The sequence below is a fragment of the Janthinobacterium sp. GW822-FHT07H11 genome (genome assembly GCF_058798615.1).
On record NZ_CM179507.1, the window covers coordinates 4,579,662 to 4,596,855 of the forward strand.

The 17,194-nt window shown below is 64.5% G+C and carries 16 protein-coding genes and 1 tRNA gene; 8 read left to right on the top strand and 9 right to left on the bottom strand.

The genetic code is table 11. The annotated features are described in order from the left end of the window. Positions 1-113: 113 nt before the first annotated feature. On the bottom strand, positions 114-1,010 hold the full coding sequence (locus tag AC3RCJ_RS20130) for a LysR family transcriptional regulator (RefSeq protein ID WP_492964842.1): 897 nt from the start codon (positions 1,008-1,010) through the stop codon (positions 114-116). 239 nt (positions 1,011-1,249) lie between these two features. Between AC3RCJ_RS20130 and fur the strand changes: the two genes are divergently transcribed. The 7 genes from fur (at position 1,250) to AC3RCJ_RS20165 (ending at position 5,960) form a co-directional block, all read left to right on the top strand. Then, the gene (gene fur / locus AC3RCJ_RS20135) at positions 1,250-1,687 is read left to right on the top strand and encodes a ferric iron uptake transcriptional regulator (RefSeq protein ID WP_426070441.1); all 438 of its coding nucleotides are present in this window, start codon (positions 1,250-1,252) and stop codon (positions 1,685-1,687) included. Between the two features lie 76 nt (positions 1,688-1,763). Further along, a complete protein-coding gene (locus AC3RCJ_RS20140) occupies positions 1,764-2,126 on the top strand; it encodes a MerR family transcriptional regulator (protein WP_492964841.1) in 363 nt (120 codons plus the stop codon). Between the two features lie 78 nt (positions 2,127-2,204). Continuing rightward, positions 2,205-2,795 (top strand): NAD(P)H-dependent oxidoreductase, encoded by a 591-nt coding sequence (locus AC3RCJ_RS20145; RefSeq protein ID WP_492964840.1) that lies wholly within the window; start codon positions 2,205-2,207, stop codon positions 2,793-2,795. 174 nt (positions 2,796-2,969) lie between these two features. Beyond that, the gene (locus AC3RCJ_RS20150) at positions 2,970-4,172 is read left to right on the top strand and encodes a SpoIIE family protein phosphatase (protein WP_492965051.1); all 1,203 of its coding nucleotides are present in this window, start codon (positions 2,970-2,972) and stop codon (positions 4,170-4,172) included. Positions 4,173-4,237: 65 nt separating this feature from the next. Further along, complete coding sequence (locus tag AC3RCJ_RS20155; protein WP_492964275.1) at positions 4,238-4,795, top strand: SiaB family protein kinase; 558 nt, start codon at positions 4,238-4,240, stop codon at positions 4,793-4,795. 22 nt (positions 4,796-4,817) lie between these two features. After that, on the top strand, positions 4,818-5,216 hold the full coding sequence (locus AC3RCJ_RS20160) for a DUF1987 domain-containing protein (protein WP_492964276.1): 399 nt from the start codon (positions 4,818-4,820) through the stop codon (positions 5,214-5,216). A gap of 3 nt (positions 5,217-5,219) precedes the next feature. Then, positions 5,220-5,960 carry a GGDEF domain-containing protein gene (locus AC3RCJ_RS20165; RefSeq protein ID WP_492964277.1) on the top strand — a complete coding sequence of 247 codons (741 nt, stop codon included), beginning with the start codon at positions 5,220-5,222 and terminating at the stop codon, positions 5,958-5,960. A 15-nt stretch (positions 5,961-5,975) separates the two neighbouring features. Here AC3RCJ_RS20165 and AC3RCJ_RS20170 read toward each other — a convergent pair whose 3' ends face one another. After that, on the bottom strand, positions 5,976-6,734 hold the full coding sequence (locus tag AC3RCJ_RS20170) for a substrate-binding periplasmic protein (protein ID WP_492964299.1): 759 nt from the start codon (positions 6,732-6,734) through the stop codon (positions 5,976-5,978). A gap of 186 nt (positions 6,735-6,920) precedes the next feature. On the opposite strand from AC3RCJ_RS20170, the gene AC3RCJ_RS20175 reads away from it, so the two are divergent. Next, the gene (locus AC3RCJ_RS20175; protein WP_492964278.1) at positions 6,921-7,619 is read left to right on the top strand and encodes a hypothetical protein; all 699 of its coding nucleotides are present in this window, start codon (positions 6,921-6,923) and stop codon (positions 7,617-7,619) included. A 26-nt stretch (positions 7,620-7,645) separates the two neighbouring features. Here the strand turns inward: AC3RCJ_RS20175 and AC3RCJ_RS20180 are convergent. From AC3RCJ_RS20180 to fdnG, 7 genes are all read right to left on the bottom strand, one after another. Next, positions 7,646-7,741, bottom strand: a tRNA-Sec gene (locus AC3RCJ_RS20180). A 38-nt stretch (positions 7,742-7,779) separates the two neighbouring features. Next, a complete protein-coding gene (gene selB, locus AC3RCJ_RS20185; protein WP_492964279.1) occupies positions 7,780-9,729 on the bottom strand; it encodes a selenocysteine-specific translation elongation factor in 1,950 nt (649 codons plus the stop codon). Beyond that, positions 9,726-11,135, bottom strand: a complete 1,410-nt coding sequence (selA, locus tag AC3RCJ_RS20190; RefSeq protein WP_492964280.1) for an L-seryl-tRNA(Sec) selenium transferase — start codon at positions 11,133-11,135, stop codon at positions 9,726-9,728. The genes selB and selA overlap by 4 nt, the downstream gene beginning before the upstream one ends. Continuing rightward, the gene (fdhE, locus tag AC3RCJ_RS20195) at positions 11,132-12,187 is read right to left on the bottom strand and encodes a formate dehydrogenase accessory protein FdhE (RefSeq protein ID WP_492964281.1); all 1,056 of its coding nucleotides are present in this window, start codon (positions 12,185-12,187) and stop codon (positions 11,132-11,134) included. The genes selA and fdhE overlap by 4 nt, the downstream gene beginning before the upstream one ends. A 185-nt stretch (positions 12,188-12,372) precedes the next feature. Continuing rightward, positions 12,373-13,044 carry a formate dehydrogenase subunit gamma gene (locus tag AC3RCJ_RS20200; RefSeq protein ID WP_492964282.1) on the bottom strand — a complete coding sequence of 224 codons (672 nt, stop codon included), beginning with the start codon at positions 13,042-13,044 and terminating at the stop codon, positions 12,373-12,375. Beyond that, a complete protein-coding gene (gene fdxH / locus AC3RCJ_RS20205) occupies positions 13,031-13,954 on the bottom strand; it encodes a formate dehydrogenase subunit beta (RefSeq protein WP_492964283.1) in 924 nt (307 codons plus the stop codon). The genes AC3RCJ_RS20200 and fdxH overlap by 14 nt, the downstream gene beginning before the upstream one ends. A 13-nt stretch (positions 13,955-13,967) precedes the next feature. Next, positions 13,968-17,039, bottom strand: coding sequence for a formate dehydrogenase-N subunit alpha (fdnG, locus tag AC3RCJ_RS20210; protein ID WP_492964284.1), 3,072 nt, complete (start codon positions 17,037-17,039; stop codon positions 13,968-13,970). Positions 17,040-17,194: the final 155 nt, after the last annotated feature.

The following is a 17,194-nucleotide window of genomic DNA, read 5'->3' on the forward strand; positions in this document are numbered from 1 at the left end:
AAGTCTAAGAGTGCAGTGCAACAAAAACTTTGATCCACATCAAATAGTGCTAGATGGCATCAAAAGAGGGTTTTTTTTCTTTGCCCAAGTCAAGAAAAGGCGGCATTGCAAAATCAAGCCGCCTCGGCAAACAGGCCGGCGACCCAGTCGGCAAACACGCGCACGCGCGGCGACAATTGCCGGTGATGGGGGTACATGACGGACACGGGCAAGGGATCGGGTCGCATGGCGGACAGCACTTCCACCAGTTCGCCGGCCGCCAGCGCCTGCGCCAGGTGATAGCGGGGCGCCTGGATCAGGCCCATGCCTGCGCGGCAACAGGCGTGATAGGCGTCCGCATTGTTCACGGACACCGTGCCGGGCAAGTCCACGCTGTACGTCTGGCCGTCGCACTTGAATGCAAACGGCCAGGCCTTGCCCGTCCGGGAAGAAAAGAAATTCACGGCGCGGTGCCCGTCAAGCTCGGCCAGCGTCCGCGGCGTGCCGTGCGCGGCCAGGTAGGCGGGACTGGCGCAGGTGATCTGCGCCAGCCGTGCCACCGTGCGCGCCACCATGGACGAATCGCGCAATTGGCCCACGCGCAGCACGCAGTCGACGCCCTCGCGCACCAGGTCGACGAGGCGGTCGCCCATGCCGATTTCCAGTTCGATCAAGGGATAGCGCGCGCAGAACCGGTCCAGCATTGGCATGACGAAATGCATGCCCAGCGTGCTGTGCATATCGATGCGCAGCTTGCCCGACGGCTGCAGCGCGGCCGTCGAAAACACGGCCTCCGTTTCCTCCAGGTCCGCCAGCAGGCGCACGCAGCGCTCGTAATACGCGTGGCCATCGGGCGTGGGCGCCACCTGGCGCGTGGTGCGCTGCAGCAGGCGCACGTGCAGCCGCGCTTCCAGCTGCTTGATCGCCAGCGTGACGCTGGCCTTCGGATAGCCCAGGTCGTGCGCGGCCTGCGTAAAGCTGCCCAGTTCGACGATGCGCGTAAACAGACGCATTGCATCAAATCGGTCCATGCCCCTCCCATTGTTTGATCTTGCTGCACAGTGTAGCGATATCTGCCGTATTTTTCCACCCATGCCAACGATACTTCAATCGATGCGCCCCGCGCAATCACGCATGTCGTCAAAATCACTGGTACCCGCGATGCGCGCGAGCCATACTATATTTGGCACACAATTGAGAATAGTAATGATTATCATTTGCGTTATAATGCAATACCACGCTCAGGCGATCAAAAAAAGGAATGGGAGACATGGATATATTGAGGGAACTGCGTGAATCGGGATTGAAAGTGACGATCCCCCGCTTGCGGATTCTGCAGCTGTTTCAAGAAGGAACAATCAAGCACCTGAGCGCGGACGACGTGTATAAACTCTTGCTCGCTGAAAAGATCGATGTAGGCCTGGCCACCATCTACCGCGTGCTGATGCAGTTTGCCGAAGCGGGCATCCTGTTTCGCCGCCACTTCGAATCAGGCCATGCCGTATTCGAATTGAACGAGGGCCAGCACCACGACCACCTGGTCTGCACGGGCTGCGGCAAGGTCGATGAATTCGTCGATGAAGGCATCGAACTGCGCCAGAACGAGATCGCCACCGAACGCGGCTTCGTGCTGCACGAACACGCGCTGTCGCTGTATGGCACCTGCGCCGAATGCACGGCAAAGAAGATACCGCCGCGCCGCGCCTGAGGGCGGCGTCCGGGCCGCCCTCAGGCGCCGCATCTTGCGCTACACTGCGTGCGCCGTAGCTCAAGAAAGGACAGCCATGTACATCGGAGAAATCGCCCGCCTGGCGGGTACCTCGCCCAAGGCCCTGCGCCACTATGAAGCGCTGGGCCTGCTGGGCGACGTGCGGCGCGCGGGCGCCTACCGCGTCTACACGCAGCAAGACCTGGCGCAAGTGAAACTGATACGCCAGGCGCAGGCGCTGGGCTTCCGCCTGGCCGAACTGCTGCCCCTGCTGGCCGGCGATGACACCGACTGGGCCGCCCTGTCGCAGCATATCGCCGCCAAGCGCGCGCAGATACGGCAGGATATCGACCGCCTGCGCGCGCTCGATGCGCAACTGGCCGACATCGACGCGGAAATCCTCGACTGCCTGGCGCGCCAGCGGCGGCAGGCCGCGTGAACGGTCAAGCACCGCTTGACTCTGCCACTAGGGGCAGGCTTTAGCATGCAGGCTGTTCTTTTTTAGAAAGCCTGCAGCATGAGCAAGAGTACACCCAAGCGCGTTTTAATCATCCTCGGCCATCCATCGGGCGACAGTTTTTGCGCCGCCCTGGCCGAGGCCTATGCCGCCACGGCCCGCAGCGCGGGCCACAGCGTGCGCGAGTTGCGCCTGGGCCAGCTGGCTTTCGATCCCGTCCTGCACGAAGGCTACCGCCAGGTGCAGCCGCTGGAAGCGGACTTGCTGGCCGCGCAGGAAGCCATCACCTGGGCCGAACACCTGGTGTTCGCCTACCCCATCTGGTGGGGCGGCGCGCCGGCCCTGCTGAAAGGCTTTGTCGACCGCGCCTTCCTGCCCGGCTTTGCCTTCAAGTACCGCCCGGGCAAGGCCTTTCCCGCCCAGCTGCTGCTGGGACGCACGGCCCAGCTGCTGGTGACGATGGACACGCCGCCCTGGTATTTCCGCTGGGTCTACCGCATGCCCGGCATCCACCAGCTGCGCAAGACGACGCTGGAATTTTGCGGCGTCAAGCCCGTCAAGGTAGCCAGTTTCGGCCCCATCCTCGATTCCACCGAACAACAGAGAGAGCGCTGGCTGGAGCAGGCGCAGACGCTGGCCCGGCGCCTCTGATTGACTTGCCATGCAGCCATTTTACATACGGTTTTGACAATCCGGTAATCAAGCCGTCACATTCTGCGGCTACCATGATGATATTGCCTTTTTACCAGTCACATTGCCGTGACGACAAGAAGGTTTCCGACCGTCATGTAAAGGTAGCCGCCTGTGGAGTTCAACGCTTCTCGATTGCATCTTCCCCGTTATCGCTCTTCCGTGGCGGCCGACCTGTGCATTCCCACCGAATCGGTGCAGGCCGACGCCAGCAACTTCGCCGTGCTCGAGCTGTTCACGGAGCGGCGTGACATGATGAGCCTGCCCGTCACGGAACAGCAAAAGCCCATCGGCTTGATCAGCCGCAATATCTTCATGTCGCAGATGTCGAAACCGTTCTACCACGAGGTCTACGGCAAGAAGAGCTGCATCGCCTTCATGGACAAGGAGCCGCTGATCGTCGATGCCGCCATGAGCATCGAGGACCTCACTTTCCGCGCCGTGGAGGCGGGAGAAAAGGCGCTGGCCGACGGCTTCATCATCACCGACGATGGCGTGCTGGCCGGCGTGGGCTTCGGCTTGCAGCTGATGAACGTGGTCGCTACCATGCAGGCGGAAAAGAACCGCCAGATCATGCACAGCATCGATTACGCCAGCGTGATCCAGCGCGCGCTGCTGCGCACCTCCGATGCGGAACTGCGCGCCACGTTGCCCGACGCCCATCTCGAATGGCAGCCGCGCGACGTCGTCGGCGGCGACTTCTATTTCTTCGAACGCCATGCGGGCGGCTGGTTCGCCGCCATCGCCGACTGCACGGGCCACGGCGTGCCGGGCGCCTTCATGACCCTGATCGCCTCGTCCGCGCTGAGCCAGGCCCTGCGCGAACAGGGGCCGCACGATCCGGCCGCCCTGATCGGCGCCGTCAGCCGCGCCATCAAGACCTTGCTGGGCCAGGATGGCGGCAGCCACCACGCCGGCTCGAACGACGGCATGGATTGCGCGTTCCTGTGCTACGACGCGGCCAGCGCCAGCCTGCGTTTCGCGGGGGCGAAACTGGCCCTGCACGTGCTCGCGCCCGGCCAGGACGAGGTGCGCGCCATCGACGGCGCGCGCATGGGCGTCGGCTATGTCGACACGCCGCCCGCCTACTGCTGGCACAACGAGACGCTGGCCGCGCCGGCTGGCAGCCTGCTGTTCATCACCACCGACGGCCTGCTCGACCAGATAGGCGGCGCGCGCGACATCGCCTACGGCAAGCGGCGCATGCGCGAGCAGCTGCTGGCGCAGCGCGCCGCGCCGGCCGCCGACGTGGCGGCGGCGCTGCGGCGCGACCTGGCGGCCTGGCAAGGCGCGCAGCCGCGCCGCGACGACCTGACCTTTTTCTGTTTCCGCCTGTAGTTTGATGCCCATCAAGCCCCCTTATCAACAAGAAACCGGGTCACCGGCTAGCCAGGAGCACTGACGTGCTGTACGAAGAATTCAACGAGTTTTGGGACGTGGCGCGCAAGCGCAACATCATCTTTTTTTACGTGGGCTATTTCTCGCAGCACGTGGTCAGCGCGATTTCCGAAACCATCAAGGCGCGCCTCGACACGGCCGGCGCGGCCGGTCCCACGCGGCGGCGCATCTTTTCCTCGTTCATCGAGATGTCGCAAAACATCATGCACTATTCCTCGGACAGCCTGACGCCCGATGCGCAGCTGGACCAGCAGATGCGCCGCGGCTCGTTTTGCATCGGCACGCGCGGCGACAGCTTTTTCCTGCTGTGCGCCAATCCCGTCTCGACGGAAAACGTGGCGCAGATCCGCGCCCGCCTGGAACCGCTGCACAGCATGACCATGGAAGAAATCCGCCTGGCCTACAAGAAGGCCCTGCGCGAAGAGGCACCGGCCGACAGCAAGGGGGCAGGCCTGGGCTTCCTCACCATGGCGCGCGACGCCAGCGAACCGCTGGAGTTCGAATTCGCCCAGGATAGCCAGGAACCGGGCAGCACCATCTTCTGCATCAAAGCCATCATTTGAAAGAGCCGACTCAGGAAAGCATATGCAATTACCGTCCCCCCTATTCATCACCGCGACCCCGAGTTCGCCCGAGATCGATTTCCGCTTCGAGCAGCACACCCTGTCGATCAAGGGCGAGTCCTACCCGGAAAACGCGGCCGCCTTCTATGGCCCGCTGATCGCCGCCGTGCGCGCCTACCTGGAAGGCTGCCGCGCAGCGGCCATCACCGTCAACGTCTCGCTGGCCTACTTCAACAGTTCCAGCACGAAGATGCTGTTTACCCTGTTCGACGCGCTAAACCAGGCGGCCGCGGACGGCAACCAGGTACGCCTGAACTGGTACCACGACGAAGACGACGACACCATCCTGGAATTCGGCCAGGAGCTGCAGCAGGACTTCACGGCGCTCGACTTCCGCGACCATCCCGTGCGCGGCGGCTAGGCCATGCGTGCGTCCCTGTCCGAGGCGGGCCTGGAACCCGACCTGTTCACCATCGAAGCGGCGGCGCTGGCGGCCGCGCGCCGCATGCATGCCGACGACGGCGCCAGCGGCGAGGCGCAGCGCCGCATGCTCGGTGAACTGATCATTCACTACGAGCGCCTGATGCGCGAGACGCGGCGCCTGATCGGCCGCAGCGACCGCGCCGAGCGCGACATGCATCTGCTGAACCGGCAATTGCAGACGCTGGCCGGCCAGCTCGAATACCGCGCCACGCACGACCCGCTGACGGGCGCCCTGAACCGCGGTGCCGTGATCGACCATGCTTCGCGCTGCCTGGAACGGGACGACATGGCGCTGATCGTGCTCGACATCGACCTGTTCAAGCAGGTCAACGACGATTACGGCCACCCGGCCGGCGACGGCGTGATCCAGGCCGTGGTCGACTGTTTAAAAGGACTATTGGGACAGGAAACGGCCATCGGCCGGGTCGGCGGCGAAGAGTTTTCCGTCGTCTGGCCCACCTCCTCGCGCGACGAGGCGGCCCGCGTGGCGCAGCGCATCTGCGACAGCATCGCCCGCCAGCGCCACGCGGCGCCCATTGCGCGCGCCATCACCGTCAGCGTCGGCCTAAGCTGGAACCGCGTCGGCACCGCCTTCGAGACGGCCTACAGCCATGCCGACCAGGCGCTGTACCAGGCCAAGCGCGACGGCCGCAATTGCGTGCGCCAGTGGCTGGAAAGCTGACTTGCGCGCACCGCATCAGCGGACCTGCTCGCGCGCCATGCTGCCGTCGCGGCGCATGGCGGCGGCCGCGCGCTGCATGGCGGCCACCTGCGCCTCGGGCACCTTCAGATTGCAGGCCAGGTAAGTCTGCACGCGGTTGAAGGTCAGCAGCGGCACCACCCGGTTTTCCCAATCCTTGCCGGCAAAAGGCTTGCTGCCCACCGCCAGGCCGACGGCCCACAGGTCGATGCGCCCCAGCAGCAGCTTTTGCGGATTGAGCCATTCCTGCGTCACGGGCGCCACGTTGAAGCCGCGCTGGCGCAGGTAGTCGTCGCGCGCGTCGCCCAGCACCGTGCCGATGACGAAACCGCGCGCATCGTCCAGCGTGCGCAGCGCCAGGTGCCGCTCGGCCAGGCCATACAGCACCCACTCGGCTTCGTTGAGCGGTCCGATCCAGCGAAACAGTGCTTCGCGCTCGGCCGTGCGCGTGGTGGAAAAGACGCAGGTGTCGCGCTCGCGCAGCGCTTGCGCATAGGCGCGTTTCCAGGGCAGCAATTCGATCGCGTAGGCGATGTCGGCGCGCGCCATGATGCCGCGCACCTTGAGTGTTTCGCGCCCCACCACGACATTTCCTTCCATCATGCTCGACGGCGGCAGGTGTTCGCCCACGATGCGCAAGCCCGCCGCCCCGGCCATCAACGGCGTCAGCAGCGCGGCTGCCAGCAGCCATGCCCTCCCTCGTTGCTTCATGATTTCCTTCTTGCTCCACAGGTGCATCCAGCCCGATCTTACCATCGGCACTGTCTTATCCCGGCAATATATTATCAATTAGACCATTTTTTCGCTCCTGCGTGGCAGCAGACCAACGCAGCGCCCGCTTGTGCGATGCCGGCGGCGGCACGATACGGAGCGTGGCGCGGCGCCTGGCGCCGCTTTCATGGCACACTGCCCGCATCTTCACCACATCAAGGACCAGGCACGATGGATCTGCTCAATTTCAAAGGCGGCACGCAAGCCCTCGAAGCGGCGGCGCAGCGCCTGCTCGACGAACGGATCGAACCGATGATGGCGCGCTCGATCGACAAGCTGAGCGAGGAAGTGCAAACCGTCATCGTCCAGGCCAGCGGCGAAATCGACCGCAACATTGCCCAGCTGTCGCGGGAAATCCACGACCACCGCTCGATCACCAAGGAAGAAATCGCGCACCTGATCGACTATGCGGCGCAAAGCTTCGGCAGCGCCATCGACGAACGCATGAAGACGGTCAAGCAGGAAGCCTCCGCGCTGATCAATGAAAAGGTGCAGCTGCTGAAAGAAGAACTGGAGGATGCGGCCGTGCGCAGCCGGCGCAGCATGTACACGAATGCCGCCATTTCGCTGGGCGCCGCCGTCTGCATGGCGGGCGTGGGCCTGGTGTACAAGAAAGTGTCGCTGGGCGAACTGGACTTGCTGACGATCTTCCGCGTGGCGCTGCTGTCGTGCGCCACCTTTTCCTTCGTGCTGGCGGGGCTCAAGGGCGTGCAGCGCTGGCGCGGCATGCGGCAGGTCAAGAAAGGCATGGCCACGGTGGCCATCGGCTACCTGGGCGTGCTGCGCCCGAATGGCGCGCTGGGCTTGCTGCTGCTGAGTGCGGCGCTGCTGGCCGGCTGGGTAGGCTTGCACTACTATGCGGGCGGCTGACCGCCTGGCATGGATGGGGTAATAACTGGCGGAAAACAGTAGGAGTCGAACCTACGGGAGAGCGTCTGACGCCCTCCACCGGGTTTGAAGCCCGGCCACATCACCGGATGAGTGTGCTTTCCGCGGTGTCATGCTGGCGGGACCTGCGTCCCAAGGCCAGCTACGCGCTTGCCGTGCTGTACGACCACAGCGCCTGCGGGCGCAATAAATGCCCATTACCAACACGGCGAGTATAACCGACGCGGTCGAAAAATTCCAAGACCTGGATCGCCCGCTTGCGTCCCAGGCCGCTGGCGTCGCGGAAGGCGGCCGCCCCAACGGCGCCGGAACCGGGCGCCAGCCCTGCTTCCTCTTCAGCCTTGCGCGCCAGATCCCGCACCAGCTGGGCCAGTTCCGCCAGCGCCGCCGGATGGTAGAACAGGTCGTGCACCACCTGGCTGATCTGGCCCGCCTTGGCCAGTTTACGTAACAGCCTTCGGGTTTCATCCTCGGCCAGGCCGCAGTCGCGCGCCAGGTCGCGCATCCACGGCGGATCGAAGCGGCCCTGCAGCAATGCCGCCAGCATCGGCTCGGCCGCCGCCTGCTCCTGCGGCGTCAGTTCCACGCTGTGGCTCGGCAGGTGCAGGCTGGCGCCGCGCGCCAGGACGCTGCCCTGCGCCAGCAAGCCATCGACCAGATGGCTCCACAAGGCGTCTTCCATCTCCGCGTCGACGATGCGCTTCAGGCGCCACAGCTCCGGCCCCGCCTCGTCGGGCGCGCGCGCGTGGAAGGCCGCCAGGGCCGCCAGCAATCTCTCTTCCAGCGCCAGCAAGGCCGCTAGCGCCAGCAGCAGGGCGTCGCCACCGCGCAGGGCGATGCGCCGCGTCTCGGGCGGCAAGGTGATGGCGGTCGCCGGCAGCAGCGACAGGCGCACCAGCAGCGACTCGCGCAGCCCCAGCGGGCTTTGCGCCAGCAGGGCCGCATAATCGCCGTGCGCGACAAAGGCGGCCAGCGCGTCCAGCCAGCTCAGGCGCGTCGGGCTGCGCCGCTTGCGCGCGGGAGCAAAGGGATCAAGCACCATGCCGCCGCCCACCGTCTGCGTCGCTTGCGCATTGCGCACGACGAAGCGGTCGCCCGGCACCGCATGCATGGGAGCGTCGAACACCAGCTGTACCCTGCCCGTCTGCCCCGGCGACAGGGTCTCGCCATCGAGCATGACGGCGCGCGCCAGCTGGTGCGCCGCGCCCAGGTGCACATGCAGCGGCGACCAGGCTTTCAGCTGCACGCCGGCGTCGGGCAGCAGGGTCAGCTCCACGTCGATGCGCTCGGAACACTGCGCCAGCGCGGGCGCGACGATCCAGTTGCCCCGCTCGATGCGCTCGCGGTCGATGCCGGCCAGGTTCAGCGCCAGGCGCTGGCCCGCCATGCCCGTCTCGGCCGCGCGGTTCTGCGCATGGATGCTGCGCACGCGCGCTGGCGCGCCGCCGGGCGCCAGCTGCAAGGTATCGCCCACCGTGGCCATGCCGGCCAGCGCCGTGCCGGTGACGATGGTGCCCTGCCCCGGCAAGGTGAACACGCGGTCCACGCCCAGGCGGAACAAGCGCCGCTCGTCGCGTTGCGGCAGGCTGCGCGCCACCTGCGCCAGGTGCGCCAGCAGGGCTGCCACGCCGGGATCGTGGTCGCGGCTGGCGGCCGTGGGGAAGATCGGGCTGCCCGCCAGCGGCGTGCCGGCCAGCAGCGCTTCGATGTCCGCCTCCACCTGCGCCACGCGGGCGCTGTCGGCGCGGTCGACCTTGGTCAGCGCCACGGCGCCGCGCGTCACGCCCAGCAGCCGCAGAATCGCCAGGTGCTCGTGCGTCTGCGGCATGATGCCGTCGTCGGCCGCCACCACGAGCAGGGCGAAGTCGATGCCCGTCACGCCGGAGGCCATGGTGCGGATGAATTTTTCGTGTCCCGGCACGTCGATCACGCCCAGCACCGTGCCGTCGGCCAGCGGCAGATAGGCGTAACCGAGTTCGATCGAAATGCCGCGCGCCTGCTCTTCCTTCAGGCGGTCCGTGTGCACGCCCGTCAGCGCGCGCGTGAGGGTCGTCTTGCCATGGTCGATATGGCCTGCCGTGCCGACGATCATGCCGTCAACTCGGCCAGTTGCGCGATGAAGGCCGTCTCGTGCCCCGCTTCCAGGCAGCGCAGATCGAGCCACAGCGTATCCTGGCCGATGCGGCCGATCACGGGCCGCGGCAAGGCGCGCAGGCGCTGCTCCAGCGTTCCCAATGGATTGCTCAGGCGCGCGCCGGGGGCGCTGCGGATGGCCAGGCCGAAGCTGGGCAACTGGTCGACGGGCAAGGCGCCGCTGCCGATCTGGCTTTGCATGGCTTCGGCCGTGACCACGTACTGCATGCCCAACGCGCCTTGCAGCAGCGGCAGCAGGGTTTGCGCCTGCGCGCGCATGGCGGCCGCGGGACGCGTCAACAGGCGCAAGGTGGTCAGGCGTTCGGCCAGCAAGTCCGGCGCGCGGTACAGCTGCAGCACGGGAGCCAGTGCGGCCAGCGTCAGCTTGCCCACCCTCAGCGCGCGTTTCAATGGGTTGCGCTTGATCTTCGCGATCAGGTCGGCGCGCCCGACGATGATGCCGCACTGGGGACCACCGAGCAATTTGTCGCCGCTGAAGGTCACCAGGTCGGCGCCCGCCGCGATGGTTTCGCGCACCGTCGTTTCATGCGGCAGCCCGTATTGCTCCAGATCAACGAGGGTGCCGCTGCCCAGGTCCACGGCCGTCGGCACGCCATGCTGCGCCGCCAGCGGCACCAGTTCATCGAGTTCCACGCTGTTGGTAAAACCGGTAATGGCGTAATTGCTGCAGTGGACCTTCATCAAGAGGGCCGTGTCTTCAGTCACGCCATTGGCGTAATCGGCCAGGTGGGTGCGGTTGGTGCTGCCCACTTCGCGCAGCACGGCGCCGGCGCGCGTCATCACGTCGGGGATGCGGAAGGCGCCGCCGATTTCCACCAGTTCCCCGCGCGAAACGATCACCTCTTTATTCTGCGCCAGGGTATTCAACATCAGCAGCACGGCGGCCGCGTTGTTGTTGACGATGGTGGCCGCTTCGGCCCCCGTCAGTTCGCGCAGCAGTTCCTCGACGAGGTCGTCGCGGTCGCCCCGCTTGCCCGTTTCCAGGTCAAATTCCAGGTTCATCGGCCACTGCAGCGCTGCCACCACGGCTTGCACGGCGGCGTCGGGCAGCAAGGCGCGGCCCAGGTTGGTGTGCAGCACGGTGCCCGTCAGGTTGAACACGGCGCGCAGCTGCGGGCGCGACTGCGCCTGCAGGCGTTCGCCCATTTGCGCGGCGATGGCGGCGAGCGAGGCGCCCTCCTCGCACACTGCGCCCGCCAGCATGGCCGTGCGCAGTTCGGCCAGCACGGCGCGCGCGCAGGCCAGGGTTTGCACGCGGCCGTAGTGTGCTATCAGGGCCAGGCAAGCCGCGTCGCCCAGGATGCGGTCGACCGACGGCAGGCGCACGGTTTGCCCTGTCGTCATGCTGGCTGGCCTTCGCTGCTGTCGTTCTTCCCCAGCCACAGCAGCGGATTGCCGCTGGCGCGCTGGTAGCCGGCTTCGCCCACCAGCAGGTCGAGCATCAGGCTGGCCAGGTCGTCGGCCAGCGGCTCGACCTTGTAATCGTGTTCCTGGTTAAAGACTTTGCGATAGGTATGGCAGTCGTCGCAGGTTTCCGCGCGCGCCACCTTCTTCGGATCGTTGGCCTTGTTCGGCAGTTTCTCGTCCTTGGCCGTGACGGGGTCGAACGGCGCGGCGTCGGCCGCATCGAGGCCCTGGTAGGCGATCTTGCCATTCTGTTCGCAGGTCGAACATTTGACGCGCACCATATGCCATTCGCTTTCGCAAATGCCGCAATGCAGGTAGCGGTAGCCCTGCGACTGGCCGCCGATGCGGATCACGCTGGCGACGGGGTGCGAACCGCAGACGGGACACAAGGTCCCCGTTTCCAGGTCCGGCACGCGCGCGGCGCGCAGTTCGCTGGCCGACACCGACCATAAAATCTGCAGCGCGGCGGCGACGAACGGCGCATGCATGGGATTGAGGTTGTCGCCGTTTTCATCGAGCACGGCATCGGCGCAGGCGTCGAGCGCGGCCGCATCGAGCGCGCGCAATTGCGCCAGCACCTGGGTCAGGCCGCCCGATAATGCCGGCTGGCTGGCTGCCGTGCTCGCCAATTCATCGAGCAGGCTGGCAAAGATGTCGCGCCAGACGGGCGGACGGGCGCCGTTGACGGGCAGCACGGGCATGCGGTGCTGGACCGCGCGGCGCAGCGCGTCGGGATCGGCGGCAGGCACGGCGCCGGGCGCCAGTTTGCCTACCACGGCGGCCTGCGCATCGGCCAGCGCGGCCATCAGCACCAGATAGCCCTGCATGCCCGCGTCGACGGGGATGCCCTTGATATTGCCCTGCGCCAATTCGCGCAAGCGCTGCGCGCGCGCCTTGAACAGGCTGTCAGGCTGCGGCAGCAGCAGGCGCGGAATCGCGTTGTGGTCCAGGCCTTCGATTTCGCCTGGCTGAAGAATGCGTTGTACCAATGGAGTTTTCCCATCAAAAGAAGCAAGGCAGCGCCAGCGGAGTTGGCTGTGCTGTAAAAGTATTTTAATCGATAAAAAGAAAGGGGCCAGTCCTGGGGGACTGGCCCTGGCTGTCGCTGGCAGAGAAAAACGCCGGCGGCGGAGCATGTCGGCTTACGCGAAGCTAAGCCGACCTACCCTGCTGCCTACTTTTCCGTATGACGGATCACCGCTTCAAACCACTTCGGATGGTGCTTGCGCGCCCAGCCGTAAGTGACGGTGCCGCGCACCATGGCGCCGATCGAGCCCTTGACCCACAGGGCCGCGTAGATGTGCACGATGATGGCGCAGATGATGGCAAAAGCACAACCAGCATGCAGCAAGGCGGCAAAGCGCACCACGTCGATCGGGAAATAGAACGCGAAATACGCGCGCCAGATCACGATGCCCGACAGCAGCAAGCCAATCATACTTACCAGCAACACGAAGAACAGGATCTTCTGGCCGGCATTGTATTTGCCGATCTTCGGCAGCTTCTCTTCGCGGTTGTTGAGCACGTCGTCCATTTGCTTGAGCCACTGCTTGTCGCCGTCCTCGAACTTGTTGTGGTGCCAGAAACGCAGCACCAGGATCGCGAACGAGACAAACATCACCAGGCCGGCAAACGGATGCAAAATGCGCGTCCATTGCCCGCCGCCGAACAGGTTCGCCAGCCACGCCATCGACGGATGGAACATGGCCAGGCCGGACAGGGCCAGCATGACGAAGGTGATGGCCGTGACCCAGTGATTCGTGCGCTCATTGGGGTTATAGCGCTCGATCAAGGGATTGCCGTCCTTGTCGCGCAGCTTGCTGCCGTGCTGTTCACTGTGGCTCATGCTGACCCTCCTTGATGCGCTCGGCCTCGTCCAGGGCTTCGCGTTCCTCATCCTTGCTCACTTCGTTCGGACCGACACGCGTGTAGTGGAACAGGCCCGCCAGGGCCGTGGCCGCCATGCCGGCGACGGCCAGCGGCTTGGCCCAGCCCTTCCAGAAGCCCACCATCGGACTGATGCGCGGGCGTTCCGGCAGGTTCGAGTACAGCTTCGGCTTGTCGGCATGGTGCAGCACGTACATCACGTGCGTGCCGCCCACGCCGGCCGGATCGTACAGGCCCGCGTTTTCGAAACCGCGCGACTTCAGGTCGACGATGCGCTCTTCCGCATGCACCTTCATGTCTTCCTTGGTGCCGAAGACGATGGCGCCCGTCGGACAGGTTTTCACGCAAGCCGGTTCCTGGCCCACGGCAACGCGGTCCGAGCACAAGGTGCACTTGTAGGCGCGGTCGTCCTTTTTCGAGATGCGGGGCACGTCGAAAGGACAGCCGGCCACGCAGTAGCCGCAACCGATGCAGTTTTCCTGGTGGAAATCCACGATGCCGTTGGTGTATTGCACGATGGCGCCCGGCGCCGGACAGGCCTTCAAACAGCCCGGGTCCTCGCAGTGCATGCAGCCATCCTTGCGGATCAGCCACTCGAGGTTGCCGTCGTTGTCTTCGTGTTCGGCAAAACGCATCACCGTCCACGATTGCGGCGTCAGGTCCGTCGGGTTGTCATAGGTGCCATGGTTTTCGCCGACCTCGTCACGCAGGTCGTTCCATTCCATGCACGCCGTCTGGCAAGCCTTGCAGCCGATGCATTTCGACACATCGATCAGCTTGGCCACCGTGCCCGTCACCGGGCTGCGCGCCTGCGGCGGCGTCACCGTGGTCGCCGACAGGCGCCGGATATCTAAGGATTGCAGTGCCATTATTGAGCTCCCATCATGCTTTTTCCACCTTCACGAGGAAGGACTTGAATTCCGGCGTTTGCGAATTCGCATCCCCCACGCCCGGCGTCAGGGTATTGATCAGATACCCCGGCTTGGCCACGCCCGTAAAGCCCCAGTGCAGCGGCAAGCCCACCGTGTGCACGGCCTTGCCCTCGATCATCAAGGCCTTGATGCGCTTGGTGACGACGGCCTTGGCGATGATGTGGCCGCGCTTGGAACTGACGCGCACTTCTCCGCCGGCAACGACGCCGATGCTCTTGGCCAGCTCTTCGCCGATTTCGACGAATTGCTGCGGCTGGATGATGGCATTCAGGTGCGCATGCTTGGTCCAGTAATGGAAATGCTCGGTCAGGCGGTAGCTGGTGGCCACGTGCGGGTATTCCTCATGCGTGCCGAATTGCTTGCGGTCATCGTCGAACACGCGCGCGGCCGGATTGCTGGTCGCCTGCGGGTTTTTCGGGTGCATGGGGTTGTAGCCGAGCGGATTTTCAAACGGCTCGTAATGCTCGGGGAACGGCCCTTCGGCCATGGCCCCGCGCGCAAAGAAGCGCGCCACGCCCTCGCCCAGCATGATGAACGGCCCCATGCCGTTTTCCGGCGGTTCGTCGGCCTTGAAGTCGGGAATATCGGCCCCGCTCCAGTTCGTGCCATTCCACTCGATCAACTTGCGGGTCGGATCGAAAGCCTTGCCCTTCAGGTCGCACGAAGCGCGGTTGTACAGCACGCGGCGGTTCGCCGGCCAGGCCCAGGCCCAGCCCAGGGTCTGGCCGATGCCCGTCGGGTCGCTGTTGTCGCGCCGTCCCATCTGGTTGCCCGCCTGCGTCCAGCTGCCGGCGAAGATCCAGCAACCGCTGGACGTGGTGCCGTCGTCGCGCAATTGCGCAAACGAGGCCAGCTGCTCGCCCTTTTTCACCAGCAGCTTGGCCGGATCTTTCGGATCGTACAAGTCGGCCAGCGCACGGCCGTTGAATTCGCGGGCGATTTCTTCCGGCTGGGGGTTATGCGGCTGCGCATAATTCCACGTCAGGTTGAGAATCGGATCGGGGAACTTGCCGCCCTCTTTCTTGTACATGCTGCGCATGCGCAAGAACAGGCCCGACATGATCTCCAGGTCGCTGCGCGCCTGGCCCGGCGGTTCGGCCGCCTGCCAGTGCCACTGCAGCACGCGCGAGGAACTGACCAGCGAACCGCGCTCTTCGGCGAAGCAGCTGGTCGGCAAGCGGAACACTTCCGTCATGATCTTGGTCGGATCGACTTCGTGGTATTTGCCGTGCGGCTTCCAGAATTCGCCCGTTTCCACGGCCAGCGGGTCCATGATGACGAGGAACTTCAGCTTAGCCAGCGCTTCCGTGACCTTCTGCTTGTTCGGCGCGGAAGCGATGACGTTGAAGCCCTGGCAGATATAACCGGTCATCTTGCCCTGGTGCATCAACTCGATGGCTTGCATCAAGTCATACGGCTTGTCGAGTTTCGGCAGGTAGTCGAAGGCGTAATTGTTCTCTGCCGTGGCGAAATCGCCCCACCACGTCTTCATGAAGCTGACGTGGAACTTGCGGTAATTGCTCCAGTAGCTGAGCTGGTTCGGCCGCAGCGGCTTGGTGGCCCGCGCGGCGATATACGCATCGAAATCCTGCTCGGCCTCGTTCGGCAAGGTCATGTAACCTGGCAACAGGTTCGACATCAGGCCCAGGTCGGTCAAGCCCTGGATGTTCGAGTGGCCGCGCAAGGCGTTCATGCCGCCGCCGGCGATACCCATGTTACCCAGCAGCAACTGCACCATGGCGCCCGTGCGGATGGTTTGCGCGCCCGTCGAGTGGTGCGTCCAGCCCAGCGCGTACAGGATGGTGCCGGCGCGTCCCGGCACGGCCGTCGACGCCAGGGCTTCGGCCACCTTGTGGAACTTGTCGGCCGACACGCCGCACGTGCGCTCGACCATTTCGGTCGTGTAGCGCGCGTAGTGCTTCTTCATCATCTGGTAGACGCAGCGCGGGTGTTCCAGGGTCGGGTCGACCTTGGCATAGCCGTCGTCGCCGATCTCGTAATCCCAGGTGGCCTTGTTGGTGTACTTGCCTTTTTCCTTATCGAAACCCGAGAACAGGCCGTCCTCGAACGCATAGTCTTCGCGCACGATGAAAGGCATGTCCGTGTAGTTGCGCACGTACTCATGCTGGATCTTGTCGTTCGTCAGCAGATAATTGATGATCGCGCCGAGGAAGACGATGTCCGTGCCGGTACGCGTGGCGCAGTAGTAATCTGCCACGGATGCGGTACGGGTAAAACGCGGATCGACAACGATCAGCTTGGCCTTGTTATGCGCCTTCGCTTCCGTGACCCATTTGAATCCGCAAGGATGTGCTTCTGCTGCATTGCCGCCCATGACCAGGATCACGTCGGCATTCTTGATATCGACCCAATGATTCGTCATCGCGCCACGGCCAAACGTCGGGGCAAGACCTGCCACCGTCGGTCCGTGTCATACACGCGCCTGATTATCAAAGGTCAGCATCCCCATGCTGCGCACTGTCTTGTGGGTCAGGTAACCGACCTCGTTGCTGCCGGCGGACGCGGCCAGCATGCCGGTGGAGAGCCAGCGGTTGACGGTCTTGCCGTCGGCATTCTTTTCGATCAGGTTGGCGTCGCGGTCATCCTTCATCAGGCGCGCGATCTTGTCGAGCGCCACATCCCAGGAGATCGGTTGCCATTCCGTGCCGCCCGGCGCGCGGTATTCGGGCACTTTCAGGCGGTTCGGGCTGTGGATGAAGTCAACCAGGCTGGCGCCTTTCGGGCACAGGGTGCCGCGGTTGACCGGGTGATCGGCATCGCCTTCCACGTGGATGATGCTGGAGACGGCGTTTTTCGCGCCATCGCCCAGTCCATACAGCAGGACGCCGCATCCTACCGAACAGTAAGGACAGGTATTGCGTGTCTCGGTCGTGCGAGACAGCTTGTATTGCCGCACTTCCGCCAGCGCCTGGCCCGGTGCGAAACCGAGCAGGGCGAGGCTGGAACCAGCAATGGTCGCGCCAGTAACCCGAAGGAACTGGCGCCTGGACATCTGAACCATATCAGGCCTCTATGATGTGAGTAAAAAGAAAGTCATATGTCGTCATGACAGTGTCATCTCATGATGAAATTATCACTACATTTGTGCCATATCAATGTATTTTACCCCCCAAACTGGTATGAGGTAGAGTTCGCCGGATATCAGCGCCATTAGTC